Source organism: Pseudomonas sp. WMBT8, assembly GCF_050916005.1.
Classification (GTDB): Bacteria; Pseudomonadota; Gammaproteobacteria; order Pseudomonadales; family Pseudomonadaceae; genus Aquipseudomonas.
This window is the reverse complement of sequence record NZ_CP188096.1, coordinates 5,583,548-5,608,900: the sequence shown is the minus strand read 5'-3', so window position 1 is coordinate 5,608,900 and position 25,353 is coordinate 5,583,548. Positions and strand designations below refer to the sequence as shown.

22 protein-coding genes are annotated in these 25,353 nt (G+C 61.4%); 15 read left to right on the top strand and 7 right to left on the bottom strand.

Annotated features, from left to right (window positions below; translation table 11 throughout):
- Positions 1–4: 4 nt before the first annotated feature.
- Positions 5–1,300: a glycine-betaine demethylase subunit GbcA gene (gbcA, locus tag ACO77H_RS25615; protein ID WP_169953701.1), complete on the bottom strand. Its 1,296-nt coding sequence runs from the start codon at positions 1,298–1,300 to the stop codon at positions 5–7.
- A 281-nt stretch (positions 1,301–1,581) separates the two neighbouring features.
- Between gbcA and gbcB the strand changes: the two genes are divergently transcribed.
- Positions 1,582–2,682: a glycine-betaine demethylase subunit GbcB gene (gene gbcB, locus ACO77H_RS25610; RefSeq protein ID WP_169953703.1), complete on the top strand. Its 1,101-nt coding sequence runs from the start codon at positions 1,582–1,584 to the stop codon at positions 2,680–2,682.
- A gap of 60 nt (positions 2,683–2,742) precedes the next feature.
- Here the strand turns inward: gbcB and ACO77H_RS25605 are convergent, their stop codons facing one another.
- On the bottom strand, positions 2,743–3,558 hold the full coding sequence (locus ACO77H_RS25605; RefSeq protein ID WP_432754716.1) for a nitrilase-related carbon-nitrogen hydrolase: 816 nt from the start codon (positions 3,556–3,558) through the stop codon (positions 2,743–2,745).
- A complete protein-coding gene (locus tag ACO77H_RS25600; RefSeq protein ID WP_169953708.1) occupies positions 3,555–5,000 on the bottom strand; it encodes a purine-cytosine permease family protein in 1,446 nt (481 codons plus the stop codon). The genes ACO77H_RS25605 and ACO77H_RS25600 overlap by 4 nt, the downstream gene beginning before the upstream one ends.
- 263 nt (positions 5,001–5,263) lie before the next feature.
- On the opposite strand from ACO77H_RS25600, the gene ACO77H_RS25595 reads away from it, so the two are divergent.
- Positions 5,264–7,078, top strand: coding sequence for a flavin monoamine oxidase family protein (locus ACO77H_RS25595; RefSeq protein ID WP_432754715.1), 1,815 nt, complete (start codon positions 5,264–5,266; stop codon positions 7,076–7,078).
- A 70-nt stretch (positions 7,079–7,148) separates the two neighbouring features.
- On the opposite strand, the gene ACO77H_RS25590 is transcribed toward ACO77H_RS25595, so the two are convergent.
- Positions 7,149–8,189: a threonine aldolase family protein gene (locus tag ACO77H_RS25590; protein ID WP_169953713.1), complete on the bottom strand. Its 1,041-nt coding sequence runs from the start codon at positions 8,187–8,189 to the stop codon at positions 7,149–7,151.
- 90 nt (positions 8,190–8,279) lie between these two features.
- On the opposite strand from ACO77H_RS25590, the gene ACO77H_RS25585 reads away from it, so the two are divergent.
- The 8 genes from ACO77H_RS25585 to fdhA all read left to right on the top strand — a co-directional run bounded on the left by ACO77H_RS25585 (position 8,280) and on the right by fdhA (position 18,166).
- A complete protein-coding gene (locus tag ACO77H_RS25585) occupies positions 8,280–9,008 on the top strand; it encodes a TraX family protein (protein WP_432755786.1) in 729 nt (242 codons plus the stop codon).
- Between the two features lie 236 nt (positions 9,009–9,244).
- Entirely contained in the window at positions 9,245–10,498 is a 1,254-nt protein-coding gene (locus tag ACO77H_RS25580) for a serine hydroxymethyltransferase (RefSeq protein ID WP_029296971.1), read from the top strand.
- A gap of 22 nt (positions 10,499–10,520) precedes the next feature.
- Complete coding sequence (locus ACO77H_RS25575) at positions 10,521–11,771, top strand: sarcosine oxidase subunit beta (protein WP_010207084.1); 1,251 nt, start codon at positions 10,521–10,523, stop codon at positions 11,769–11,771.
- 15 nt (positions 11,772–11,786) lie between these two features.
- Positions 11,787–12,089 (top strand): sarcosine oxidase subunit delta, encoded by a 303-nt coding sequence (locus tag ACO77H_RS25570; RefSeq protein ID WP_169953715.1) that lies wholly within the window; start codon positions 11,787–11,789, stop codon positions 12,087–12,089.
- Positions 12,086–15,103 carry a sarcosine oxidase subunit alpha gene (locus tag ACO77H_RS25565; protein ID WP_170042197.1) on the top strand — a complete coding sequence of 1,006 codons (3,018 nt, stop codon included), beginning with the start codon at positions 12,086–12,088 and terminating at the stop codon, positions 15,101–15,103. The genes ACO77H_RS25570 and ACO77H_RS25565 overlap by 4 nt, the downstream gene beginning before the upstream one ends.
- A 132-nt stretch (positions 15,104–15,235) precedes the next feature.
- Complete coding sequence (locus tag ACO77H_RS25560; RefSeq protein WP_169953719.1) at positions 15,236–15,868, top strand: sarcosine oxidase subunit gamma; 633 nt, start codon at positions 15,236–15,238, stop codon at positions 15,866–15,868.
- A 51-nt stretch (positions 15,869–15,919) separates the two neighbouring features.
- On the top strand, positions 15,920–16,777 hold the full coding sequence (purU, locus tag ACO77H_RS25555; RefSeq protein ID WP_169953721.1) for a formyltetrahydrofolate deformylase: 858 nt from the start codon (positions 15,920–15,922) through the stop codon (positions 16,775–16,777).
- A gap of 189 nt (positions 16,778–16,966) precedes the next feature.
- On the top strand, positions 16,967–18,166 hold the full coding sequence (gene fdhA, locus ACO77H_RS25550; protein WP_432754714.1) for a formaldehyde dehydrogenase, glutathione-independent: 1,200 nt from the start codon (positions 16,967–16,969) through the stop codon (positions 18,164–18,166).
- A 137-nt stretch (positions 18,167–18,303) separates the two neighbouring features.
- On the opposite strand, the gene ACO77H_RS25545 is transcribed toward fdhA, so the two are convergent.
- Both ACO77H_RS25545 and ACO77H_RS25540 read right to left on the bottom strand, forming a co-directional pair.
- Positions 18,304–18,669, bottom strand: coding sequence for a hypothetical protein (locus ACO77H_RS25545; RefSeq protein ID WP_178121185.1), 366 nt, complete (start codon positions 18,667–18,669; stop codon positions 18,304–18,306).
- A 258-nt stretch (positions 18,670–18,927) separates the two neighbouring features.
- Complete coding sequence (locus ACO77H_RS25540) at positions 18,928–19,386, bottom strand: anti-sigma factor domain-containing protein (protein ID WP_169953723.1); 459 nt, start codon at positions 19,384–19,386, stop codon at positions 18,928–18,930.
- Between the two features lie 182 nt (positions 19,387–19,568).
- Between ACO77H_RS25540 and ACO77H_RS25535 the strand changes: the two genes are divergently transcribed.
- Positions 19,569–20,138 (top strand): DUF2780 domain-containing protein, encoded by a 570-nt coding sequence (locus ACO77H_RS25535; protein ID WP_170042198.1) that lies wholly within the window; start codon positions 19,569–19,571, stop codon positions 20,136–20,138.
- On the opposite strand, the gene ACO77H_RS25530 is transcribed toward ACO77H_RS25535, so the two are convergent.
- Positions 20,135–21,022 carry an acyltransferase gene (locus ACO77H_RS25530; RefSeq protein WP_169953727.1) on the bottom strand — a complete coding sequence of 296 codons (888 nt, stop codon included), beginning with the start codon at positions 21,020–21,022 and terminating at the stop codon, positions 20,135–20,137. The two genes, ACO77H_RS25535 and ACO77H_RS25530, sit on opposite strands and share 4 nt — an antisense overlap.
- Positions 21,023–21,197: 175 nt before the next feature.
- On the opposite strand from ACO77H_RS25530, the gene ACO77H_RS25525 reads away from it, so the two are divergent.
- From ACO77H_RS25525 to creD, 4 genes are read left to right on the top strand one after another with little or no spacing between them, the layout of a single operon-like run.
- On the top strand, positions 21,198–21,698 hold the full coding sequence (locus tag ACO77H_RS25525) for an ATP-dependent zinc protease family protein (RefSeq protein ID WP_029296952.1): 501 nt from the start codon (positions 21,198–21,200) through the stop codon (positions 21,696–21,698).
- Positions 21,699–21,756: 58 nt separating this feature from the next.
- Positions 21,757–22,434, top strand: a complete 678-nt coding sequence (creB, locus tag ACO77H_RS25520) for a two-component system response regulator CreB (RefSeq protein ID WP_172313588.1) — start codon at positions 21,757–21,759, stop codon at positions 22,432–22,434.
- Positions 22,434–23,873, top strand: coding sequence for a two-component system sensor histidine kinase CreC (gene creC / locus ACO77H_RS25515; RefSeq protein ID WP_170057623.1), 1,440 nt, complete (start codon positions 22,434–22,436; stop codon positions 23,871–23,873). Before creB ends, creC begins: the two co-directional genes overlap by 1 nt.
- A 51-nt stretch (positions 23,874–23,924) precedes the next feature.
- Positions 23,925–25,298, top strand: coding sequence for a cell envelope integrity protein CreD (gene creD, locus ACO77H_RS25510; protein ID WP_169953733.1), 1,374 nt, complete (start codon positions 23,925–23,927; stop codon positions 25,296–25,298).
- The last annotated feature ends 55 nt before the right edge of the window (positions 25,299–25,353 follow it).

The following is a 25,353-nucleotide window of genomic DNA, read 5'->3' as shown; positions in this document are numbered from 1 at the left end:
TCCGTTATTCGTGAGCGGCGACACCTTTAAGGTACGGCGCCGGCGCCGCTCCCAGGTTGTTCAACATGCGCTCGCTGTACCAGTCCACAAAGTTCACCACACCAAACTCATAGGTCTTGGAGTACGGCCCCGGCTGGTAAGCGGTGGAGTTGATCCCGCGCTGGTTCTCTTCGGCCAGGCGCCGGTCCTGGTCGTTGGTGGCGTCCCACACCTGGCGCATGCGGTCGACGTCATAGTCCACGCCTTCCACGGCGTCCTTGTGGACAATCCATTTGGTGGTGACCATGGTTTCCTGGGCGCTGATCGGCCACACGGTAAACACAATGATGTGATCGCCCATGCAGTGGTTCCACGAGTGGGGCAGGTGCAGGATGCGCATCGAGCCCAGGTCGGGGTTCTTGATCCGGCCCATCAGTTTCTTGCAGCCCTGCTTGCCATCCAGGGTCATGGACACGGTGCCCTTGAGCAACGGCATGCGCACGATGCGGTTACGCAGGCCGAAGCTAGCGTGGGCGTAAGGGATCTTCTCGGCGTCCCAGGCGGCGGCGGAGGCGGCGACATGGTCCTTGAAGGCCTGGTCGGCCCGTGGGTCGGTGACGTCGTCCCATTCCAGCAGGGTTTTCAGCAGTTCGGGGTGCGAGGCGTTGCAGTGGTAGCACTCGCGGTTGTTTTCCAGCACCAGTTTCCAGTTGGCTTTTTCGAACAAGGTGGTCTGGATCGCCACCTTGGTGTTCTCCATGTCGTAGGGTTCCATGTAGTGGTTCAGCGTCGACAAAAAGTCATCGATGGCCGGCGGGTTCTCGGCCAGGCTGATGAAGATGTAGCCGCCGGCGGTCTTCACGTTCACCGGTTTGAGGCCGTACTGCTTCATGTCGAAGTCAGCGCCCATCTCGGTGCCGGCGAACAGCAGGCGCCCGTCCAGTTCGTAGGTCCACTGGTGGTAATGGCATACGAGCTTGGCGACCTTGCCCTTGTCGCTGGTGCACAAGCGCGAGCCGCGGTGGCGGCAGACGTTGTGGAAGGCATGCACCACGCCCTCGGCGCCACGGATCACGATGATCGGGTTCTTGCCGATCTGCAGGGTCAGGTAGTTGCCCTTGCTGGGGATCTCGCAGGTCATGCCGGCGATCAACCATTCCTTCTGGAAGATCTCCTGCATGTCGATATCGAACAGGCGCTGGTCAGAGTAAAACGGCTGTGGCAGTGAAAAAGTGCGCTCGCGCTCCTGCAGCATTTGCGCGGTGGCCTTGCGTGCGGGTTCCAGCGGATCGCCCAAGCTCAAGGTTGCGGTGACGTCCATCGTGTGTGTCCTCAAGGCCATTCTGTGTGGCCGCGATAAGTGGCTAATCAGGTTTGCAGCAAGGCGTAAAGAAAGCGTCGTTGTTGGCTGCGAGTGTGGGCCCGGCGCTGCCCGCAACCTTGTCCATTAACGACATGGCCCACTCTGTTCCCGACGCGCAACCCCAGTGGTATGGGGGCTGGTCGCGATAAGTATGCGAATGTCGCAGATAGGTAAATGGCAGGTTGCGGCCTTACGCAGAATCGCCAGCATCAAGCCGAACTACGGCCGTGGAGAACAGCATGTCCAACAGCTTCCTGAATCCTGTCACCACCCAGACCTGGGCCAATGGTCGGCACATCGTCCGTTGCGTCAAAGTCATCCAGGAAACCTGGGATGTGCGCACCTTCTGCTTTATGGCCGACCAGCCGATCCTGTTCTTTTTCAAGCCGGGGCAGTTCGTCACCCTGGAGCTGGAAATCGACGGCCAGCCGATCATGCGCTCGTACACCATCTCCAGCTCGCCGTCGGTGCCCTACAGCTTCTCGGTGACGATCAAGCGCGTGCCCGGTGGCAAGGTTTCCAACTGGCTGCACGACACCCTGCACGAAGGCCAGGAACTGGCAGTACACGGGCCGGTCGGGCTGTTCAACGCCATCGACTTCAGCAACCCCAAGGTGCTGTACCTGAGCGGCGGCGTGGGGATCACCCCGGTGATGTCCATGGCGCGCTGGTATTACGACACCAACGCCAATGTCGACATGGTGTTCGTGCACAGCGCCCGGTCACCCAAAGACATCATCTACCACCGCGAGCTGGAGCATATGGCCTCGCGCATCGACAACTTCAGCCTGCACCTGATCTGCGAGAAGCACGGCCTGGGCGAACCGTGGGCCGGATATCGGGGCTACCTCAACCAGAAAATGCTCGAACTGATGGTGCCGGACTTCCTTGAGCGCGAAGTGTTCTGCTGCGGCCCTACGCCCTATATGAACGCGGTCAAGCGCCTGCTGGAAGCCAATGGCTTTGACATGACCCGCTACCACGAGGAGTCCTTCGGTGCGACCCCGCCAGAGGCGCGTGCCGATGCGGTGGAGCAAGCCGAACAGGCGGCCGATGCGCCAGAAATCGACCTGGCGGATTTGCACCAGGTGGAGTTCATCTCGTCGGGCAAAAGTATCCGTGTGGCCCCAGGGGAAACCGTGCATGCGGCAGCGGCCAAGCTCGGCCTGCTGATCCCCAAGGCCTGCGGCATGGGCATTTGCGGCACGTGCAAGGTGATGAAACTGGGCGGGGAAGTAGAAATGGAGCACAACGGCGGGATTACCGAGGAAGACGAAGCCGAGGGCTACATCCTGTCGTGCTGCAGCGTGCCGAAGGGCGATGTGCGGATCGAGTTCTGATAGATCGTGTGATCGTTCCCACGTGGCGCGTGGGAGCGATCAGGGGAGTTAACGGGCGGATCAGTACAACTGCGGCCGACGGTCCTGGTGCACGTGGTTGTGCTCGCTGATGAACTTGTCCCTGGCCTGGGCCAGGGGCAGGTCGGCCACCAGGCGTTGTTCGTTCTGATGTGAGACCGCCCCGGCCAATGGGTAGCCATCGGCATCGACAATGACGGATCCCCCAATCCAGTTGACCCCCCGCTCTTCGCCATGGCGATCGCATGCGGCGATAAACATCCGGTTGACCGCCGCATTGGCCTGGACCCGCACGATTTCTGCCGGTCTTTCACCGGCTGGGCGCGGGCCGTCCGGCCAGTTCACCGGCACACAGAGCAGGTCAGCCCCGGCCAGGGCGGCCAGGCGTACCCACTCCGGCAGTTCCAGGTCGTAGCAGATCATGACAGCGATCCGTCCAGCGGCGGTTTCCACCACCGGTGGCGGTTCAGTTCCGGGGGTGAAGATCAATTTCTCGCGATCCCACAGGTGCGCCTTGCGATACACCGTCAGCCTGCCGCCCGGCTCTATCAGCGCGACGCTGTTGGCCACCTGGCCTGCCGCCAGGCGCTCACAAAAGCCGGCCACGACAATGATGCCCAGTTCGCTCGCGAGGGTTTTCCAGCGGGTGAGTGTCGGGCCGTCCAGCTCCTCGGACACTGCCAGGGCTTCCTCCCGGTCATTGAACGCGTAGCCGCTTTGCATCAGCTCCGGCAACACCAGCACCTGCGCGCCCAGCGCCGCCGCACCGCGAATGGCCTTGGCGCTGAGTGCGCGGTTGTGTTCCACATCGGCGATACGCGGGGCGAGTTGATCACAGACGACACGTAGGGTGTTCATGGCTTACCACCTTCCAACATGGCCTCGCTGGCGGCAATGGCACGGTGTTCGGCATCGCGGTCAAGGTTGCGGCTCATCAGGCAATAGATAAGCGCGGAAACGCCCAGGCCGATCACGAAGGCGATATCGGCCCCGCCCAGCGCCACGGCGGCCGGCCCTTCATAGAAACTCAACGACATGAACGGGATCATCGACACCAGGCCCAGGCAGTACGCGACCAAGCCCGCCTTGCCCCATAGGCCATAGATGCCGGCGGGGTTGAAGATATCGCTGATGGCGTATTGGCCTTTGCGCACCAGGTAGAAGTCGGCGAGGTTGACGGCAGTCCATGGCACCAGGAAGTACAACATCAGCAGCACGAACGTGTTGAAGCTGGCCAGATAGCTATCGGGAATGCTCAAGGCGATCAGGAAAATGATCACTGCCACCAGGCCGATGCCGATGACCCGGCTCTTGAGGCGCGGCTGGATTTTCACGAAACCGTCGATGGCACTGATGCCGGTCAGCATCGCGCCATAGCAATTGACCGCCATGATGCCAATCAGCGCCGGCACCGCGATTAGCACGGTCAAGGTGCCGAAGCCAGGAATCACCTGGTTGCCCACCGTGCGCACGCTGGCGATGGCATCGGGCGAGGGCAGGGCCGAGGCCAGGAACGCGCCCAGAGACATCAGCCACAGGGCCGAGCCGGCAGCCCCCAGGTAGGTCCAGAAAATCACCCGGCGCGACGGGGTTTGATGGGGCAGGTAGCGCGAGTAGTCCGATACATACACGGCGTAGCTGATCTGATAACCGGCAGCGGCGCTGAGCTGGATCAGGAACGCCGACCAGGAGAAATGCGCCTCGGCCACTGCGGCATCGGCCGACAGGCTCATCAGGGCGGCAACGGTCAGCACTGCGAATACGCTGATCATCACGTAGGTCAGCCAGCGTTGCACAGTGTGCAGCAGGTCATGGCCGATCACGGCAATCATCACCGCGAGGATGATCATCAACGCATACCACGGCGCCCGGCTGCCCGGCAGCACCGTGTTGATGGCGTCGGTGGCGAGAATCACGTTGAACACATTGAAGCCGATGTACACAAAGATCACCGCGACAAACGGCACGATAGCGCCGCGCAGGCCGAACTGGGCCCGTGACTGGATCATCTGCGGCAAGCCCATGCGCGGGCCCTGGTTGGCGTGGAATGCCATGGCAAAGGTGCCCAGGCCCACGCCGATGACAATCGCCAGGATCGCGTAGACCAGGCTCAAGCCCAGTGCGGCGCCGGTGAACCCGGTGACCATGGTGGTGAGGACGAAGTTGCCGGTGAACCAGAAGGGTCCCTGATGCCAGACTTTGCCGTGCCGTTCGTTGCGCGGCACATAGTCAATGGAACGGGTCTCGATTTTTGGGCGAGGGGCGACGCAGGGAACCGTCTTGTCAGATAGGGCGTTCATAGATTCACGGCTTGTTTTTATAGTGAGTGCCGCAGCATCGGGCAACTGATGGCCCGATTAAATCCTGATCTATAAATAATCACTTCAGACTTTCCTTAAGTAATGGCTTTTGCGCGTGGGGGGCGATGGAGCCGTTCTTTCTTATTGCAAAGCGATCTAATTGTGGCGAGGACGGTCTACTAGGCTGGCTCTTAGTCTCGTCGCATTCGCCTTTAGCCTTGTAGTAGAGGGTGGACATTTACCCAACCTGCAAGGACGCCATCATGTCTGCGATTCCCTCCCGCTCCCAAGGTGCTCAGCGGCTTTTGAACAAAAATGTCACGGCGCTGATTCCTGACTTTCCGTTTCATTACGCCCGCTATTTATGGCAGGCCGCGATCCTTAAAAAGCCCCTGGCCCAAGTTGCCGCGCAGCATCTTGGCGAGCAGGTGTTGATCGTCGGTGCCGGCGTGTCCGGGCTGGTGGCAGCCTACGAGGCGATGCGCATGGGCCTGCATCCGATAGTGGTGGAAGCTTCGGGGCGCATTGGCGGGCGGCTCTATTCCCATGTGCTGGGTGATCGCAACGACCCACAAGGCCGGGTGATCTGTGAACTGGGGGCGATGCGCTTCCCCAAGTCCGGCAAGGCGTTGATGCACTACTTTGCCAAGGTCGGGATGAGCGCCAACTCGGCGGATTTCCCTAACCCCGGCTCGCCCGCCGCCCCCAGTACCCTCGTCGATTACGAGAACGAGCAGACCTACTACGAACGCAATGACCTGCCGCAAAAATACAGGCGAATCGAAGATATGTTCTTCGGCGAATTCCTTGAACAAGACCCGATCCGGTTCACCGACATGGAAAACGCGATGCAGGAAACGGCAGTGGACCAAGGTGAAATCAAAGCGATCTGGAATACGATCCTCAGGGCGGGCTGGGATGACCTGAGTTTCTATGCCGCCATGGTCGAGCAAGCCAAGTGGAGCCGCGAAGACATTGACCTGTTTGGCCAGATAGGCTTCGGCACTGGCGGCTGGAACACCGACTATCCGAACTGTTTCCTGGAAGTGTTGCGGGTGCTGTACACCGGCCTGGATACCAACCACACGTTGATGTATGACGGTTCCAGCGAGCTGCCCCTGCGCCTATGGAGCCGCACGCCGGCTTCGTTCGGCGACACCCAGGTCCATTGGCCGGCAGGCACGACGGTGGAGAGTTTGACGCGGCGGGAGATTGCTGACCCCCTCAACCAGGAAGTCCGGCAGATCCACCGCCTGGCCGATGGCACGTTCGATGTGTACCTGCATGACAACAAACAGGGTGGAGACACCCTGCGTAACTTTAAAAGTGTGATTTATACGCCTCACGTGCGGGTGCTCGACAAGTTCCGCTATATGGATGGCAAAGAGCGCTTTACGCCGATGAACAACTTACTGCCCCAGGCTATCTGGGAAGCGGTGATGTATACCCATTACATGCAATCGGCAAAGATCTTCGCCAACACTCGACGGCCGTTTTGGAATGATGTCGAGAACGGTCGCTACAAGATGAGTGTGACCTTGTCGGACCGCCTTACCCGTGGCACCTATCTGCTGGACTATGCCCCAAGCAACGGGGTGAACAAGGGCAGCGGCATGTTTCTCTCATATACCTGGAACGATGACAGCCTGAAGTTCCTTGGCGACCGCAGCGCGCCGTTGCCGTCTCATGTCGATTTGTGTACGACCTTACTCGATACGGTGTATGCCGACACGCAACTAAACCTGGCAGCCGAGTTCGGCATGGTTGACCCTTTTATCGAGATCAACTGGGAAAATGAGCCGTTCTACCTGTGTGCCTTCAAGATGAACCTGCCGGGGCAGTATGAGTATCAAAGACTGCTGTTTTCCCAGTTCATGAGTGGTGTAAAGGAGGGCGCGCCGGACGGTTTCATTCTGTCTGGAGATGATATTTCCTGGACCGGGGGCTGGGCCGAGGGCGGGGTGACGACGGCGTTGAATGCGGTGAACAAGTTGGCGGTCAAGTTTGGCGGTGGGACGATCGAACACAATCCCGGGCCGATTGATCAGTGGGACGCATTACAACCCCTCCAGTTGTAGGCAACAACGTGCCGGCGATGGCGCCCTCAGGGTCGCCATCGCCGGCACGCCGGCTACTTCGGGGGGGAGATCAGGCTCCCATCACCTCACGAATATCCGCCGCCAGTTCTCGTACCCGCTCTTCCTCGGTATCCCACGCACACATGAAGCGCGCGCCGCCCTTGCCGATGAAGGTGTAGAAGCGCCAGCCCTTGGCCGTCAGCGCGGCGATGGCCGGCTCCGAGAGTTGAAGGAACACGCCGTTGGCCTGCACCGGGAACATCAATTCCACGCCGGGAATATCCGCCACCAGGCTGCTGAGCAACTGGGCGCAGTGGTTGGCGTGGCGTGCATGTTTGAGCCAGGCGTCGTTTTCCAGCAGGCCGACCCACGGGGCTGACAAAAAGCGCATTTTCGACGCCAACTGGCCGGCCTGTTTGCAGCGGTAGTCGAAGTCTTCCGCCAGCTTGTGGTTGAAGAACAGGATCGCTTCACCCACCGCCATGCCGTTCTTGGTGCCGCCAAAGCACAGCACATCCACACCGGCTTTCCAGGTCAGGTCGGCAGGTGAGCAGCCGAGGAACGCGCAGGCGTTGGAGAAACGCGCACCGTCCATGTGCAGGTTCAGCCCCAGTTCCTTGCAGGTGACGCTGATGGCGCGGATTTCTTGCGGGGTGTACACGCTGCCCACTTCGGTGGCCTGGGTCAGGGTCACGACGCGTGGCTTGGGATAGTGGATGTCCTGGCGCTTGAGGGCGATCTCGCGGATGGATTCGGGGGTCAGCTTGCCGTTTTCGGTGCGCGCGGTGAGCAGCTTGGAGCCGTTGGAGAAAAACTCCGGTGCGCCACATTCGTCGGTCTCGACGTGGGCGGTTTCCGAGCAAATCACGCTATGGTAGCTCTGGCACAAGGAAGACAGGGCCAGGGAGTTGGCCGCTGTTCCGTTGAAGGCGAAGAACACTTCACAGTCGGTTTCGAACAGTTTGCGGAAACCGTCGGCAGCACGATGGGTCCATTCATCGTCGCCATAGGCGCGTTGATGGCCCTGGTTGGCGAGTTCCATGGCGGCCCAGGCTTCCGGACAGATCCCGGAATAGTTGTCGCTGGCAAATTGTTGGCTCTTGTCGGTCATGGCCCGTTCCTGTGGTCGATGTTGGTGCGCACTTTAACCAAGAATATCCGGCGGGCGCACGCACTGTTAATGCAAAGTCTCTGGGGAATTATGCACGGTACTGAAACGATTCCTTTGCAGCGCGGGCGCGATGGCGCTCTGGACCTGCTCAAATGGCTGGCGCTATTGAGCATGGTGCTCGACCACCTGCGTTATGTCGGTTTAAGCTTCGATGGCCTGTACGTGCCGGGGCGCCTGGCGTTCCCGTGGTTTTGCCTGGCGATTGCGGCCAATTTGCAGCGGGTCCGGGATGCGCCGGTCAGCGGGCAATGGCGTTACCTGGGCTGGTTGCTGCTGTTCAGCGTGATCAGCGAGGTGCCGTATCGGATGTTTATCGACGATGCCGATACATTGAACGTGCTGCCGACCCTGGCGCTGGGGCTGCTGGTTGCCAGGGGATGGCAGCAGAAGACGAATTTTGACCGCGGATTGGCGCTGATCGCGCTGTTGATCGCCGGTACGTTCTCGGCGCAACTGATGTTCGGCTTTTTTGGTGTATTACTGCCGCTGGCGATGTTGCTGGTGTTCAGTCGCCCCTGGTATTTCAGCGTGTTGCCGGGGTTGGTGTGTGTAGCTGCCAATCAATGGCAGGTCTTACTCAATAGCGGCAATCTCGTCGCGATGCTCGGGTTGGCCACATGCCTGATTGCGCCGCTCGCCGGGCTGGTCTTATTGCGACAGGTCACACATGTGTCACCGCCGGCTATGCGGCGCTGGGCGTATGCACTTTATCCCGCGCATTTCTTACTGCTGCTATTCCTTCGAAAGGTCATCACATAGTCCCTGTGGGAGCGGGCTTGCTCGCGAATGCGGTGGGCCAGCCAATGCATGTGCTGCCTGACACATCGCATTCGCGAGCAAGCCCGCTCCCACATTTGTTCGGTGTTGTTCTGGCCATGTCGTAAACGCACCTTTGCGTGGCGTGCGTAGGCATTTGACCTGCCTGCGCCAGCCCTACCATCGCATCAAAGGGCCCTGCACGGGCCTCAACAATACGAAAGGCTGGGAGAGACGCGATGTTCAGCAAACAAGACCAGATCCAGGGATATGACGACGCACTGCTGGCGGCCATGAATGCCGAGGAGCAGCGCCAGGAAGATCATATCGAGCTGATCGCGTCGGAGAACTACACCAGCAAGCGCGTGATGCAGGCCCAGGGCAGCGGCCTGACCAACAAATACGCCGAAGGCTACCCTGGCAAGCGCTACTACGGCGGCTGCGAGCATGTGGATAAGGTCGAGGCCCTGGCCATCGAGCGCGCCAAGCAACTGTTCGGCGCCGATTACGCCAACGTGCAGCCGCACTCCGGTTCGTCCGCCAACAGTGCGGTGTACCTGGCGCTGATCAATGCCGGTGACACCATCCTCGGCATGAGCCTGGCCCACGGCGGCCACCTGACCCACGGCGCCAAGGTGTCGTCCTCGGGCAAGCTGTACAACGCGGTGCAGTACGGCATCAACACCGACACCGGCCTGATCGACTACGACGAAGTCGAGCGCCTGGCCGTGGAACACAAACCGAAGATGGTCGTCGCCGGCTTCTCTGCCTACTCCAAGACCCTGGATTTCCCACGCTTTCGTCAGATTGCCGACAAGGTCGGCGCGCTGCTGTTCGTCGACATGGCCCACGTCGCCGGCCTAGTGGCGGCTGGCCTGTACCCGAACCCGCTGCCCTACGCCGATGTGGTCACCACCACCACCCACAAAACTCTGCGCGGTCCGCGGGGTGGCCTGATCCTGGCCAAGTCCAACGAAGAGATTGAGAAAAAACTCAACTCCGCGGTGTTCCCCGGCGCACAGGGTGGCCCGCTGATGCACGTGATCGCGGGCAAGGCTGTGTGCTTCAAGGAGGCGATGGAGCCAGGCTTCAAAGCCTATCAACAGCAGGTGATCGACAACGCCCAGGCCATGGCCAGCGTGTTTATCAAGCGTGGCTACGATGTAGTCTCCGGCGGCACCGATAACCACCTGTTCCTGGTCAGCCTGATCCGCCAGGGCCTCACCGGCAAGGACGCAGACGCCGCCCTCGGTCGCGCCCACATCACCGTCAACAAGAACGCGGTGCCCAACGACCCGCAGTCGCCGTTCGTGACCTCGGGCCTGCGCATCGGCACCCCGGCGGTGACCACCCGTGGCTTCAAGGTGGCGCAATGTGTGGAGCTGGCCGGCTGGATCTGCGACATCCTCGACAACCTCGGCGATGCCGACGTCGAGGCCAACGTGGCCAAGCACGTGTCTGCCCTGTGCGCGGATTTCCCGGTTTATCGCTGAGCGCGGTTTTGGAGTAATACCTATGCAACGCTACTCGGGCTTCGGCCTCTTCAAACACTCCCTCAGCCACCACGAAAACTGGCAGAAGATGTGGCGCACGCCGACCCCGAAAAAGGTCTACGACGTGGTCATCGTCGGCGGCGGCGGGCATGGCCTGGCGACCGCTTACTACCTGGCCAAGGAGCACGGCATCACCAACGTGGCGGTGGTCGAGAAAGGCTGGCTGGGCGGCGGCAACACCGCGCGCAACACCACCATCGTGCGTTCCAACTACCTGTGGGACGAATCGGCGCACCTGTATGAGCACGCGATGAAGCTCTGGGAAGGTCTGTCCCAGGACCTCAACTACAACGTGATGTTCTCCCAGCGTGGTGTCTACAACCTGTGCCACACCCTGCAGGACATTCGCGATTCCGAGCGCCGCGTGAGTGCCAACCGCCTCAACGGCGTGGACGGCGAGCTGCTCAATGCCAAGCAGGTTGCGGACGAGATCCCGTACCTCGACTGCTCGAAAAACACCCGCTACCCGGTCCTCGGCGCCACCGTGCAGCGGCGCGGCGGCGTGGCCCGTCACGATGCCGTGGCCTGGGGCTTTGCCCGTGCTGCCGATGCCTTGGGCGTGGACCTGATCCAGCAGACCGAAGTGATCGGCTTTCGTAAGGAAAACGGCGTGTGCATCGGCGTGGAGACCAACAAGGGCTTTATCGGCGCCAAGCGCGTTGGGGTGGTCACCGCAGGTAACTCCGGGCACATGGCTTCGTTGGCCGGGTTCCGCCTGCCGATTGAATCCCACCCGCTGCAAGCGCTGGTGTCGGAGCCGATCAAGCCGATTATCGACAGCGTGATCATGTCCAACGCCGTGCACGGCTACATCAGTCAGTCCGACAAGGGCGACCTGGTGATCGGCGCCGGTATCGACGGCTACAACGGCTACGGCCAGCGCGGCTCGTACCCGGTGATCGAACACACCATCCAGGCCATCGTCGAGATGTTCCCGGTGCTCTCGCGGGTGCGCATGAACCGCCAGTGGGGCGGCATCGTCGACACCACGCCGGACGCGTGCCCGATCATCTCCAAGACCCCGGTGCCGAACATGTTTTTCAACTGCGGCTGGGGCACCGGTGGCTTCAAGGCCACCCCCGGCTCAGGCAACGTATTTGCCGCGAGCCTGGCCAAGGGTGAGATGCACCCGCTGGCGGCACCTTTCTCCATCGACCGTTTCCACAACGGTGCGCTGATCGACGAACACGGCGCTGCGGCCGTCGCCCACTAACAGGAGAAATTCCCTATGTTGCATATCTTCTGTCCTCACTGTGGCGAACTGCGCTCCGAAGAGGAATTCCACGCCTCCGGCCAAGCGCACATCCCGCGCCCGCTGGACCCGAATGCCTGCACCGATCAAGAGTGGGGTGACTACATGTTCTTTCGCGATAACCCGCGCGGCCTGCATCACGAGCTGTGGATCCATGCCGCCGGTTGCCGCCAGTATTTCAACGCCACCCGCGACACCCTGACCTACGAAATTCTTGAAACCTACAAGATTGGCACCCAACCGCAATTCACCGCCAAGGCTTCTGGAGAGAAGGTATGAGCCAGATCAATCGCCTGTCCAACGGTGGCCGCATCGACCGCAATAAAGTCCTGACGTTTACCTTCAACGGCCAGAGCTACAAAGGTTTTGAAGGCGACACCCTGGCCGCCGCCCTGCTGGCCAACGGCGTGGATATCATCGGCCGCAGCTTCAAGTACTCGCGCCCGCGCGGCATCTTTGCCGCCGGCGCCGAAGAACCGAACGCGGTGCTGCAGATCGGTGCCACCGAAGCCACGCAGATCCCCAACGTGCGCGCCACGCAACAGGCGTTGTACCAGGGCCTGGTGGCCACCAGCACCAACGGCTGGCCGAGCGTGAACAACGACATGATGGGCATCCTCGGCAAGGTCGGCGGCAAGCTGATGCCGCCGGGTTTCTACTACAAAACCTTCATGTACCCGCAATCGTTCTGGATGACCTACGAGAAGTACATCCGCAAGGCCGCCGGGCTTGGCCGCTCGCCGACCGAGAATGATCCGGACACCTACGACTACATGAACCGCCATTGCGACGTGCTGATCGTCGGCGCAGGCCCAGCGGGCCTGGCAGCGGCCCTGGCTGCTGCGCGCAGTGGGGCGCGGGTGATCATCGCCGATGAGCAGGAAGAATTCGGTGGGTCGCTGCTCGACTCGCGCGAAAGCCTCGACGGCAAGCCGGCGGCCGAGTGGGTCGCCAGCGTGATCGCCGAGCTCAAGGCCCTGCCGGATGTGGTGCTGCTGCCTCGTGCTACCGTCAATGGCTATCACGACCATAACTTCCTGACCATCCACGAGCGCCTCACCGATCACCTCGGCGACCGTGCGCCGATTGGCGTGGTACGCCAGCGTATCCACCGTGTGCGCGCCAAGCGTGTGGTGCTGGCGACCGGTGCCTGCGAGCGTCCGCTGGTGTACGGCAATAACGATGTGCCGGGCAATATGCTGGCGGGTGCGGTTTCGACCTACGTGCGCCGTTATGGCGTGGCGCCGGGTAAAAAGCTGCTGCTGTCGACCAACAATGATCACGCCTACCGTGTGGCGCTGGATTGGTTCGACGCTGGCCTCAGCGTGGTCGCGGTGGCCGATGCACGCCACAACCCACGCGGCGCGCTGGTGGAAGAGGCCCGCGCCAAAGGCATTCGCATCCTTACCGGCAGCGCCGTGATCGAAGCCCGTGGCAGCAAGCACGTCACTGGCGCCCGTGTAGCAGCCATCGACGTCAAAGCACATAAGGTCACCAGCCCCGGCGAGTGGCTGGACTGCGACCTGGTGGCCAGCTCCGGCGGCTACAGCCCGGTGGTGCACTTGGCCTCGCACCTGGGCGGCAAGCCAACCTGGCGTGAAGATATCCTCGGTTTTGTACCGGGCGAAGCACCGCAAAAACGCGTGTGCGTGGGCGGTATCAATGGCGTCTACGGCCTGGGTGATTCCCTGGCCGACGGCTTTGAAGGCGGCGTGCGCGCGGCCAGCGAAGCCGGGTTTGCCCCGGTGGAAGGTACGCTGCCCAAGGCCCTGACGCGCCTGGAAGAGCCGACCCTGGCCCTGTTCCAGGTGCCTCACGAAAAAGCCACTGCACGGGCGCCCAAGCAATTTGTCGACCTGCAGAACGACGTCACCGCCGCCGCCATCGAACTGGCGACCCGCGAAGGCTTCGAGTCGGTGGAACACGTCAAGCGCTACACCGCGCTGGGCTTTGGCACCGACCAGGGCAAGCTGGGTAACGTCAACGGCCTGGCGATTGCCGCGCGCTCGCTGAACGTGACCATCCCGCAGATGGGCACCACCATGTTCCGTCCCAACTACACGCCGGTGACCTTCGGCGCCGTGGCGGGCCGGCACTGCGGGCATATCTTCGAGCCGGTGCGCTACACCGCGCTGCAAGCCTGGCACGTGAAAAACGGCGCCGAGTTCGAGGATGTCGGCCAGTGGAAACGCCCATGGTACTTCCCGCGCAACGGTGAAGACCTGCATGCGGCAGTCAAACGCGAATGCCTGGCCGTGCGCGACAGCGTCGGCCTGCTGGACGCCTCGACCCTGGGCAAGATCGACATCCAGGGCCCGGATGCCCGGGAGTTTCTCAACCGCATCTACAGCAACGCCTGGACCAAGCTCGACGTGGGCAAGGCGCGCTACGGCCTGATGTGCAAGGAAGACGGCATGGTCTTCGACGACGGCGTCACCGCCTGCCTTGCCGACAACCACTTCCTGATGACCACCACCACCGGCGGCGCCGCCCGCGTGCTGCAGTGGCTGGAAATCTACCAGCAGACCGAATGGCCGGACCTCAAGGTGTATTTCACTTCGGTCACCGACCACTGGGCGACCATGACCCTGTCCGGGCCCAACAGCCGCAAGCTGTTGAGCGAGGTCACCGATATCGATCTGGACAAGGACGGCTTCCCGTTCATGACCTGGAAAGAAGGCCTGGTGGGCGGTGTGCCGGCGCGGGTGTTCCGGATCTCGTTTACCGGTGAGCTGTCGTACGAAGTCAACGTGCAGGCCGACTACGCCATGGGCGTGCTCGAACAGATCGTCGAGGCTGGCAAACAGTACAACCTGACCCCATATGGCACCGAGACCATGCACGTGCTGCGGGCCGAGAAGGGCTTCATCATCGTCGGCCAGGACACCGACGGCTCGATGACCCCGGACGACCTGAACATGGGCTGGTGCGTGGGCCGCACCAAACCGTTCTCGTGGATCGGCTGGCGTGGGATGAACCGTGAGGATTGCGTGCGTGAAGAGCGCAAGCAACTGGTGGGCTTGAAGCCGATCGATCCGAAGGTGTGGCTGCCGGAAGGCGCGCAACTGGTGTTTGATCCGAAGCAGAGCATCCCGATGAAGATGGTCGGCCACGTCACCTCCAGCTATGCGCACAACTCCCTCGGCTATTCGTTTGCGATGGCGGTGGTCAAGGGCGGCTTGAAGCGATTGGGCGAGCGGGTGTTCTCGCCCCAGGCCGATGGCAGCGTGATCGAGGCGGAGATTGTGTCTTCGGTGTTCTTCGACCCGAAAGGCGATCGCCAAAACATCTGACACCACTCCCTGTAGGAGCCGGCTTGCCGGCGATGGCGTTTCGGAAATCGCCGCCAGGCTTGAGGGCCTCATCGCCGGCAAGCCGGCTCCTACAGGGGTTGTGGTGTTCATTGGAATTCAGATAGGTGCTTTATGACAGCAGCCAATGTGTACCAACAACGCCCCACCTCCGGCGCCAAGGCCGAGTCGTCGCTGCACCATGCCGACCTCGCCAGCCAGGTGGGCAAGGGCCGCAAGAACGCCGGCGTGACCGTGCGCGAAAAGAAACTCCTCGGCCACCTGACCCTGCGCGGCGATGGCCACGATGCGGCCTTCGCCGCCGGCGTGCACAAGGCCCTGGGCATCGAACTGCCCGGCGCCCTGCAGGTCATCGTCAAGGGCGAAACCAGCCTGCAATGGCTCGGCCCGGATGAGTGGTTGCTGATCGTGCCAGGCGGTGAAGAGTTTGCCGCCGAGCAAAACCTGCGGGCCGCCCTGGGCGATCTGCACATCCAAGTCGTCAACGTCAGCGGCGGCCAGCAGATCCTCGAACTCAGCGGCCCGAACGTGCGCGATGTGCTGATGAAGTCCACCAGCTACGACGTGCACCCCGACAACTTCCCGGTGGGCAAGGCCGTGGGCACGGTGTTCGCCAAGTCGCAACTGGTGATCCGCCATACCGCCGAAGACACCTGGGAACTGCTGATTCGTCGCAGCTTCTCGGACTATTGGTGGTTGTGGCTGCAGGATGCCTCGGCCGAATTCGGCCTGAATGTCCAAGCCTGATGATCGTTCCCACGCGCTGCGTGGGAACGCATCCCTGAGGAGTCAACTGTAATGAGCCGCGCACCCGATACATGGATTTTGACCGCCGACTGCCCCAGCGTGCTCGGCACGGTGGACGCGGTCACCCGCTATCTGTTCGAGCAGGGCTGCTACGTCACCGAGCACCATTCGTTCGATGACCGCCTCTCGGGGCGCTTTTTTATCCGCGTGGAGTTCCGTCAGCCCGATGGCTTCGACGAGCAAGGTTTTCGCGATGGCCTGGCCACGCGAGGCGAAGCCTTTGGGATGATCTTCGAGCTGACGGCACCGAACTACCGGCCAAAAGTGGTGATCATGGTGTCCAAGGCCGATCACTGCCTTAACGACCTGCTGTACCGCCAGCGTATCGGGCAACTGTCGATGGATGTGGTCGCGGTGGTGTCCAACCACCCCGATCTCAAGCCGTTGGCCGACTGGCACCAGATTCCCTACTACCATTTCCCCCTCGACCCCAACGACAAGCCGTCCCAGGAGCGTCAGGTGTGGCAAGTGATTGAAGACGCGGGCGCCGAACTGGTGATCCTTGCGCGCTACATGCAAGTGCTGTCGCCAGAGCTGTGCCGCAAGCTCGATGGCAAGGCGATCAATATCCATCACTCATTGCTGCCGGGGTTCAAGGGCGCCAAGCCTTACCACCAGGCGTACAACAAGGGCGTGAAGTTGGTCGGCGCCACCGCGCACTACATCAACAACGACCTGGACGAAGGCCCGATCATCGCCCAGGGCGTGGAGGTGGTGGATCACAGCCACTATCCCGAGGACCTGATTGCCAAGGGGCGGGATATCGAAGGGCTGACATTGGCGCGGGCGGTGGGGTACCACATTGAGCGGCGGGTGTTCTTGAATGCCAATAGAACGGTGGTGCTCTGACTGACGCCATCGCAGGCAAGCCAGCTCCTACAGGGTGATATGTGAACCCGATCAAATGTAGGAGCGGGCTTGCCCGCGATGAGGCCCTTACAAACAACGCAAAAACAGCATCTGTAACCCGAGCACTTAAACGCGCTGCCCACTCGAACGGGCACCGCAGTTCCATAAAAACAACAGCGAGGTGAAAGCATGTCTGGTAATCGTGGTGTCGTGTATCTCGGCAACGGTCAGGTCGAAGTACAGAAAATCGACTATCCCAAAATGCAGGACCCCCGTGGCAGGAAGATCGAGCACGGCGTCATCCTGCGCGTGGTCTCCACTAACATCTGCGGCTCCGACCAGCACATGGTGCGCGGCCGTACCACCGCCCAGACCGGCCTGGTGCTCGGTCACGAAATCACCGGCGAGGTGATCGAGAAGGGCAGCGACGTCGAGAACCTGAAGCTCGGCGACCTGGTGTCTGTGCCCTTCAACGTTGCTTGCGGCCGCTGCCGCTCCTGCAAGGAACAACACACCGGCGTCTGCCTGACCGTCAACCCGGACCGTGCCGGTGGTGCCTACGGCTACGTCGACATGGGCGACTGGACCGGCGGCCAGGCCGAATACGTACTGGTGCCGTACGCCGACTTCAACCTGCTGAAACTACCGGATCGCGACAAGGCCATGGAAAAAATCCGTGACCTGACGTGCCTCTCCGACATCCTGCCTACTGGCTATCACGGCGCCGTCACTGCTGGCGTTGGCCCTGGCAGTACCGTGTACATCGCCGGCGCCGGTCCTGTAGGCCTGGCGGCCGCCGCTTCGGCGCGTCTGCTGGGCGCGGCGGTGGTGATCATCGGTGACGTCAACCCGATCCGCCTGGCCCACGCCAAGGCCCAGGGTTTTGAAATCGCCGATTTGTCCAAGGACACGCCGCTGCACGAGCAGATCGCCGCGTTGCTGGGCGAGCCGGAAGTGGACTGTGCGGTGGACTGCGTGGGCTTTGAGGCGCGCGGCCACGGGCATGATGGCGTCAAGCACGAGGCGCCGGCCACGGTGCTCAACTCACTGATGGGGGTGGTGCGCGTCGCAGGCAAGATCGGCATCCCCGGCCTGTACGTCACCGAAGATCCAGGGGCGGTGGATGCCGCCGCGAAAATGGGCAGCCTGAGCATTCGTTTTGGCCTGGGCTGGGCCAAGTCCCATAGCTTCCACACCGGCCAGACCCCGGTGATGAAGTACAACCGCCAGTTGATGCAGGCGATCATGTGGGACCGCATCAACATCGCCGAGATCGTCGGCGTGCAGGTGATCAGCCTGGATGACGCGCCGCGTGGGTACGGCGAGTTCGATGCCGGGGTGCCGAAGAAGTTTGTGATTGATCCGCACAAGCTGTTCAGCGCGGCGTAGGCACTCGTAATACAAAACGGTGACCCGAGGTTAATGCCGACCAACCAAGAGCGAACAGCGGCCTGTCTGCGCCTTCTCTTGACTGATCGGCATTAGATCCAACGGTCATCGTTTTTGCGTTTTGATACCGGGGCGGACTACTCGGGGGCATGTAATTTCAGGAAGGGGTTGGAATAGACTTCTTTGCCAGGTTCGCCCGCCTTCACCGCCTCGCCACCATAAATACATGTCAGCTTGCCATTTGCCTGGTTGAAGCCTTCAGCTTTGAGTTTGTATTTGGGATCAAGGTAGTCATCGTCGGTGCCGGCCGTTACGCCCTCCCACTTCTTGCCGTTGCTGCTGGCTTCGTATTTGAAACCATCAGCAAACGTTCCAAGCGCGGGGTCGCTGTAGGGTGACGATTTGATCGCGCTTACGTCGGGACAACTACTAATGTCTGCCGCCAGGGTCTGACCGGTCAGGGCCATGAAGACGAGTGCTCCGATTGCAATTTTGCTGTGCATGATCAACGTTCCTTTGTTGTGGGAGGCTTCATGTTGCAACGGGAGTTGGAGGGTGCCTACTGTGGGAAATGACAGTTAGATAAAATCAAATACAATTAAAAGTACGTGTCTTATTTCAAACGCCGCGACTGCGACCGAGCAAATGCGCAGGCGCAAAAAAACCTGCAAAGGAGCAGGTTTTTTTTGCGAACTTCACGGCGCGTGCGCTATCACGGGCAAGCCCGTTTCCACAGTGTTTTTTGAGGGGAGGCAGGGCGGTTAGCGAATTGCCAGCGCGCCCTGGTACACCGTCGGGCCGGTAGGCTGCTTGCTCACCGAGCCACCTTTGGTTTCCGAACTGACCATTAACTCCACCGGCTGGCTGATGGTTTCCTGCTGGCGTGGGTTGAGGCCGATGATGCCTTTGCCATCTTCAGGCAACAGGCCCAAAGACACAGGCGTGCCGCCGGCCGGCAGGGCCCACAGTTCGAGGCTGCGGTCCGGCTCAGGCGCGGTGGCGGCGATGGGCTGGACTTCCAGGTAATCCTTGTGCGCCACAATTTGCGCCGCCGGTTGTTGGGTGCTGCTGACCAGGGTCGCGGCGGACTTGACGCTGTCCTGGGTGTAGAGCGCGCCGCCGATACCGGCAACCACCACCACGCAGACGCCGATGAACAGGCGCGGGCGGGTCCAGAATGAGGGCTTGTGCTCGATCACTGGGGGTTGGGACGCAGTCATAAGGCTCTTCCTGACAAGTTTTGTAGTGTGTTGATTGACCCTGTGGCAGGCGATGGGTTCCTAGTGGCAGTTTGATGGTGCCGGGCTTTGGTGCTTTTCTGAACAAATCTGTGACGTGGAACAACCTGTTGGATGCTGAGTCAAACGGCTGCTTTAGCTCCTACATTTACGAGGTTGTCTCGATGAAGATTTCACGCGGTTTTGCCCTGTCCTGCCTCCTGACCGTGGCGGCCAGCCCGGTATTTGCAGCAGGTTTCAGCCTGGGCGATGTGGCCAACGCCGTTTCTGGCGCCCAGGGCACCAACAAGGCCGCCGCCGCTGCGCCGACCTCACAGACCGCTGGCTTGCTGGGCGCACTGACCCAGCAACTGAATGTCACCCCGGAGCAGGCCGTCGGCGGTACCGGTGCGATGCTGGGCCTGGCCAAGAACCAACTGAGCAGCACCGATTATTCGCAGTTGGGCAAAAGCGTACCGGGCCTGGACAAGCTGTCGGGCAACAACGCATTGGGCAGCCTTGGCGCCTTGAGCGGCATGCTTGGCCAGAACGGTGGCAGCAAGACCAGCGGCCTGGACGGCGTGCTGGGTAACGTGAAGAACACCAACGACCTGAACACCGCGTTCAGCGCCTTGGGCATGGACAGCGGCATGATCGGCCAGTTTGCCCCGGTGATCCTGCAATACCTGGGCGGCCAGGGTGCCGACAGCTCACTGCTTGGCAAACTGGCCCAGGCCTGGGGTACCGGTAGCTAAGGTCGCTCGGCGCGCAGTTGGGCAATGCGCGCATCCTTCTCCATCCAGAGCTGGTTGACCCAGTTCTGGACGGTCTGGCGAAACGCCGGATCATTCTCGTAATCCCCCTGCCACAACGCCGGATCCAGCTCGCGGGTGCGGATATCAACAATGACGCGGGGCACCGCGCCGCTGATCAAGTCCCAGAACCCTGGAATCTTCTGCTGTGGATACACCACGGTCACGTCGAGGATCGCATCCAGCTGTTCGCCCATCGCGGCCAGCACAAACGCCACGCCACCGGCCTTGGGCTTGAGCAGGTGAGTGAAAGGTGAGCCCTGCTGGGCACGCTTGGCCTCGGTAAAACGCGTGCCTTCCAGATAGTTGACCACCGTCACCGGCTGGCGCTTGAACAGCTCGCAGGCCTGTTTGGTGATCTTCAGGTCCTGGCCCGCCAGTTCCGGGTGCTTGGCCAGGAACGCCTTGCTGTAGCGCTTCATGAACGGGTAATCCAGGGCCCACCAGGCCAGGCCCAGGAACGGCACCCAGATCAGTTCCTTTTTCAGGAAGAACTTGAAGAACGGCGTGCGCCGGTTGAGGGTCTGGATCAGCGCCGGGATATCCACCCAGGATTGATGGTTGCTGATCACCAGGTATGAGGTGTCGACCCTCAGCCCAGTGTCGCCGCGAATATCCCATTGGGTGGGGATGCACAGGGCAAAGATCAGCTTGTCGATCTCGGCCCAGGTCTCGGCGATCCACATCACGGCCCAGGAGGCGTAATCGCGTGACCGCCCGGGCGCCACCAGTTTGAGCAGGGCGAATACCAGCAGCGGGCCGATCAGGATCAGTGTGTTGAGTAACAGCAGCAGTGTGACGAAACAGCCGGTGAGCAGGCGGCGCATAAGCAACTCTTGCAAGCGATTGGACGGGCCATGATAAGCAGCTTGAGTCTAGAGGCCAAATCGCAAATGGCCTGACGAATGTTTCACTTTGTGTTGCGTATGCTGGGCAACGATCCAACTTTAGGCAGCGTTTGCAGTCTAGTATTCGTCTACTTACTTCAAGGAATCCTCCTACGTGAAATCCCTCCTTGCCCTATTAGCCGTGGTTGCCCTGCCCGTGATGGCCGCCGAGCCGACCCTGTACGGGCGCTACGAATATATCCAGTTGCCGGAAATCGGCGAGACCTTCAAGGCCAAGATGGACACCGGCGCGTTGACCGCCTCGCTGTCGGCCCGCGACATCGAGACCTTCACCCGCGATGGCGAGGACTGGGTGCGGTTCCGTCTCAGCGGCAAGGACGTGAGCAACAAGGTCTACGAACACAAAGTGGCGCGCATCAGCAAAATCAAGAACCGCGCCGACGAAGATGAAGACGGCGAAGAAACCAGCGTGGCCAAGCGCCCGGTGGTGGACCTGGAAATGTGCCTGGGCAACGTCAAGCGCACGGTGGAGGTCAACCTTACCGACCGCAGCAGCTTCAACTACCCGCTGCTGATCGGGGCCAAGGCCCTGCGTGAGTTCGGCGCCGCCGTGAACCCGGCTCGTCGCTATACCGCGGACAAGCCCGACTGCTGATTGACGCCGCATAAGGCATGGGGCACCGTTCACCTTTAGCTCCCAGTGCTCGGACGCCATGCCTCATATCCTGATTGTCGAAGACGAAGCGGCCATAGCCGATACGCTGATTTTTGCCCTGCAAGGCGAAGGCTTTACCACCACCTGGCTGACCCTCGGCCAGGCGGCGCTGGAGCATCAACGCCAAACCCCGGCCGACCTGCTGATCCTCGACATCGGCCTGCCGGACATCAGCGGCTTTGAAACCTGCAAGCAACTGCGCCGCTTCAGTGAAGTACCGGTGATGTTCCTCAGTGCCCGCGACGGTGAAATCGACCGTGTGGTGGGCCTGGAAATCGGCGCGGATGATTATGTGGTCAAGCCCTTCAGCCCGCGGGAAGTGGCGGCGCGGGTCAAGGCGATCTTAAAGCGCGTGGCACCGGTGGCAGCGCCGGCCAGCGGCGGCCTGTTCCAGGTGGACCACGAGCGGGTGCAGATCCACTATCGCGGCCAGTTGCTGGGCCTGACCCGGCATGAGTTCCGCCTGCTCAACTGCCTGCTGGAACAGCCCGGGCGGGTATTCAGCCGCGAGCAACTGCTGGATGCCGTCGGCGTGGCCGCCGATGCCGGCTACGAGCGCAATATCGACAGCCATATCAAAAGCCTGCGCAGCAAGTTGCGTGGCGTGGCCGCCGAGGCCGAGCCGATCCAGACCCATCGGGGCCTGGGCTACAGCTACAGCCCGAGCCACGCCTGATGCGCATGGGGCTGCGGATTTTCCTGGTGTATGCACTGTTTATCGGCCTCACCGGCTACTTTGTGCTCAACACGGTGATGAAGGAAATCCGCCCCGGCGTGCGTCAGTCCACCGAGGAAACCCTGGTAGATACCGCCAACCTGCTGGCGGAAATCCTGCGTGACGATGTGAAAAACGGCACCCTCGGCCAAAGCCACTGGCCTACCGTGCTCAAGGCCTACGGCGAGCGCCAGCCGGGCGCGACGATCTGGGGGCTGGCGAAGAATCAGGTCAACCACCGTATCTATGTGACCGACGCCAGGGGCGTTGTGCTGCTGGACTCGGCAGGTACAGCCGTGGGCCAGGACTACTCGAAATGGAACGACGTGTACCTGACCCTGCGTGGTGAGTACGGCGCCCGCTCGACCCGCAGCGATGCCGATGACCCGGCGTCGTCGGTGATGCATGTCGGCGCGCCGATCCGCGATAACGGGCAGATCATCGGCGCCGTTACCGTGGCCAAGCCCAACAGTTCGCTACAGCCCTATGTCGACCGCACCGAGCGCCGCCTGCTGTGGTACGGCGCCGGCCTGGTGGCGCTGGGCTTGTTGCTGGGGGCGTTGCTGTCATGGTGGTTGAGTGCTGCGCTACGCCGCCTGACCACCTATGCCCAGGCGGTCAGCGAGGGGCGGCGCGCCGAGTTGCCGCATTATCGCGGCGGTGAACTGGCGCAGTTGTCCACCGCTGTGGAGCACATGCGCACGCAACTGGAGGGCAAGGCCTACGTCGAGCGTTACGTGCACACTCTGACCCACGAACTGAAAAGCCCGTTGGCGGCGATTCGCGGCGCGGCGGAGTTGTTGCAGGGGGAAATGACTGTCGCCCAGCAACAGCGGTTTGTCGGCAATATCGCCAGCGAAAGCGCGCGCTTGCAGCAGTTGATCGAGCGCCTGCTGAACCTGGCACAGGTCGAGCAGCGCCAGGGGCTGGAGCAGCAAGTCCCGGTACCGTTGGCCGCCTTGGTCGATGAAGTCCTCAAGGCGCAATGCGCGCGGATCGAACAGGCCGGGTTGCAGGTCGAGCGCCTGATCGAAGCGGATGTGAAGCTGTATGGCGAGCCGTTTTTACTGCGCCAGGCCTTGGGCAACCTGCTGGAAAACGCCCTGGACTTTACCCCGCCAGGCGGCACTCTGCGCTTTAGCGCCCAGGTGCGGCATCACGATGTGGATGTGTGCTTGTTCAACCAGGCTGCACCGATCCCCGAATACGCGCTGCCACGCCTGAGCGAGCGCTTCTACTCCCTGCCGCGCCCGGCCAGCGGGCGCAAAAGCACCGGCCTGGGCCTGAATTTTGTCGAAGAAGTAGTGAAGCTGCACGGCGGCTCATTGCAGATCGGCAACGTCCCGGGTGGCGTGCAAGTGGTGCTGCATCTCCACACAGTCTCCACATTGCCCTCATAAATCCCCCACAGGCCGCCGCCACACTCTCCCCATCAAAACAGGGAGAGACCCATGAACCGCAGCCTGCTATTCAAACTGGGCGCCATTGCGCTGCTGATCCTGCTATTGCTGATTCCGTTGCTGATGATCAACGGCATCATCAACGACCGCCAGGAACTGCGCGACGGCGTCTTGATGGACATTGCCCGCAGCTCCAGCTACAGCCAGCAGGTCAGCGGGCCGTTGATGGTGGTGCCGTATCGCAAGACCGTGCGTGAGTGGAAGCTCAACGAAAAACTCAACAAACGCTATGAAGTGCTCAGCGAAGAAGATGGCCGCCTGTACTTCCTGCCGGAGCAGTTCGAACTCGACGGCAAGGTACAAACCGAACTGCGCGCCCGGGGGATCTACCAGGCGCGGCTGTTCCATGCCGACAACCGCATCAGCGGCCGCTTTGTGCTGCCGGCGCAGATGGGCATCAAGGAGGACTTTGCCGATTACACGTTTGGCCAGGCATTTTTGGCGGTCGGTATCAGCGATATCCGCGGCATTGAAAACGCCCTGAAACTGGAGCTGGGCAGCCAGCGCCTGGAGTTTGCCCCGGGCACCCAGGTGAGCTTCCTTGGCGCTGGCGTGCATGTACCGTTGCCCGCCCAGGACAGCAAGAACCCCGCGCCGCTGGACTTCGCGTTCGACCTGCGGCTGCAAGGTACCGAACAACTGCTGGTGCTGCCGGTGGGCAAGACCAGTAAGGTCAAGCTGGCCTCCAACTGGCCCCATCCAAGCTTCGTCGGCAACTTCCTACCGGTGCAGCGCGAGATCAACGACCAAGGTTTTAGCGCCAGCTGGCAGACCTCGTTTTTCTCCACCAACCTTGAAGAATCACTGGGAGGCTGTGTGGTCGGCAGTCGCTGCGAGGACTTCAACCAGCGCAGCTTCGGCGTGAACTTTATCGACCCGGTGGACCAGTACCTCAAGAGCGATCGCGCGATCAAATATGCGCTGCTGTTTATCGCCCTGACATTCGCCGGCTTCTTCCTGTTCGAAGTGCTCAAGAGCCTGGCGGTACACCCGATCCAGTACGCGTTGGTGGGGGTGGCCCTGGCGTTTTTCTACCTGCTGCTGTTGTCGCTGTCCGAGCATATCGGCTTTGCCCTGGCGTACCTGATTTCGGCCAGTGCCTGTGTGTTGTTGATCGGTTTTTATGTGTGCCATGTGCTGCGCAGCGTGGCCCACGGCCTGGGGTTCTCGGCGGGGTTGGCGGCGCTGTATGGCTTGCTGTACGGGTTGTTGAGCGCCGAGGACTACGCGCTGCTGATGGGCTCGTTGTTGCTGTTCGGGCTGCTGGGCACGGTGATGGTCCTGACGCGCAAACTGGACTGGTATGGCGTGGGCAAACGCAAGGTGGCCGAGCCGTTGGCGTTTGACCTGGAGGCGGTGCAATGATCGGCTTACGTGAGGATCAGCGGGAGAGGGGAGAGCTGGTGGCGATGATCAGGGC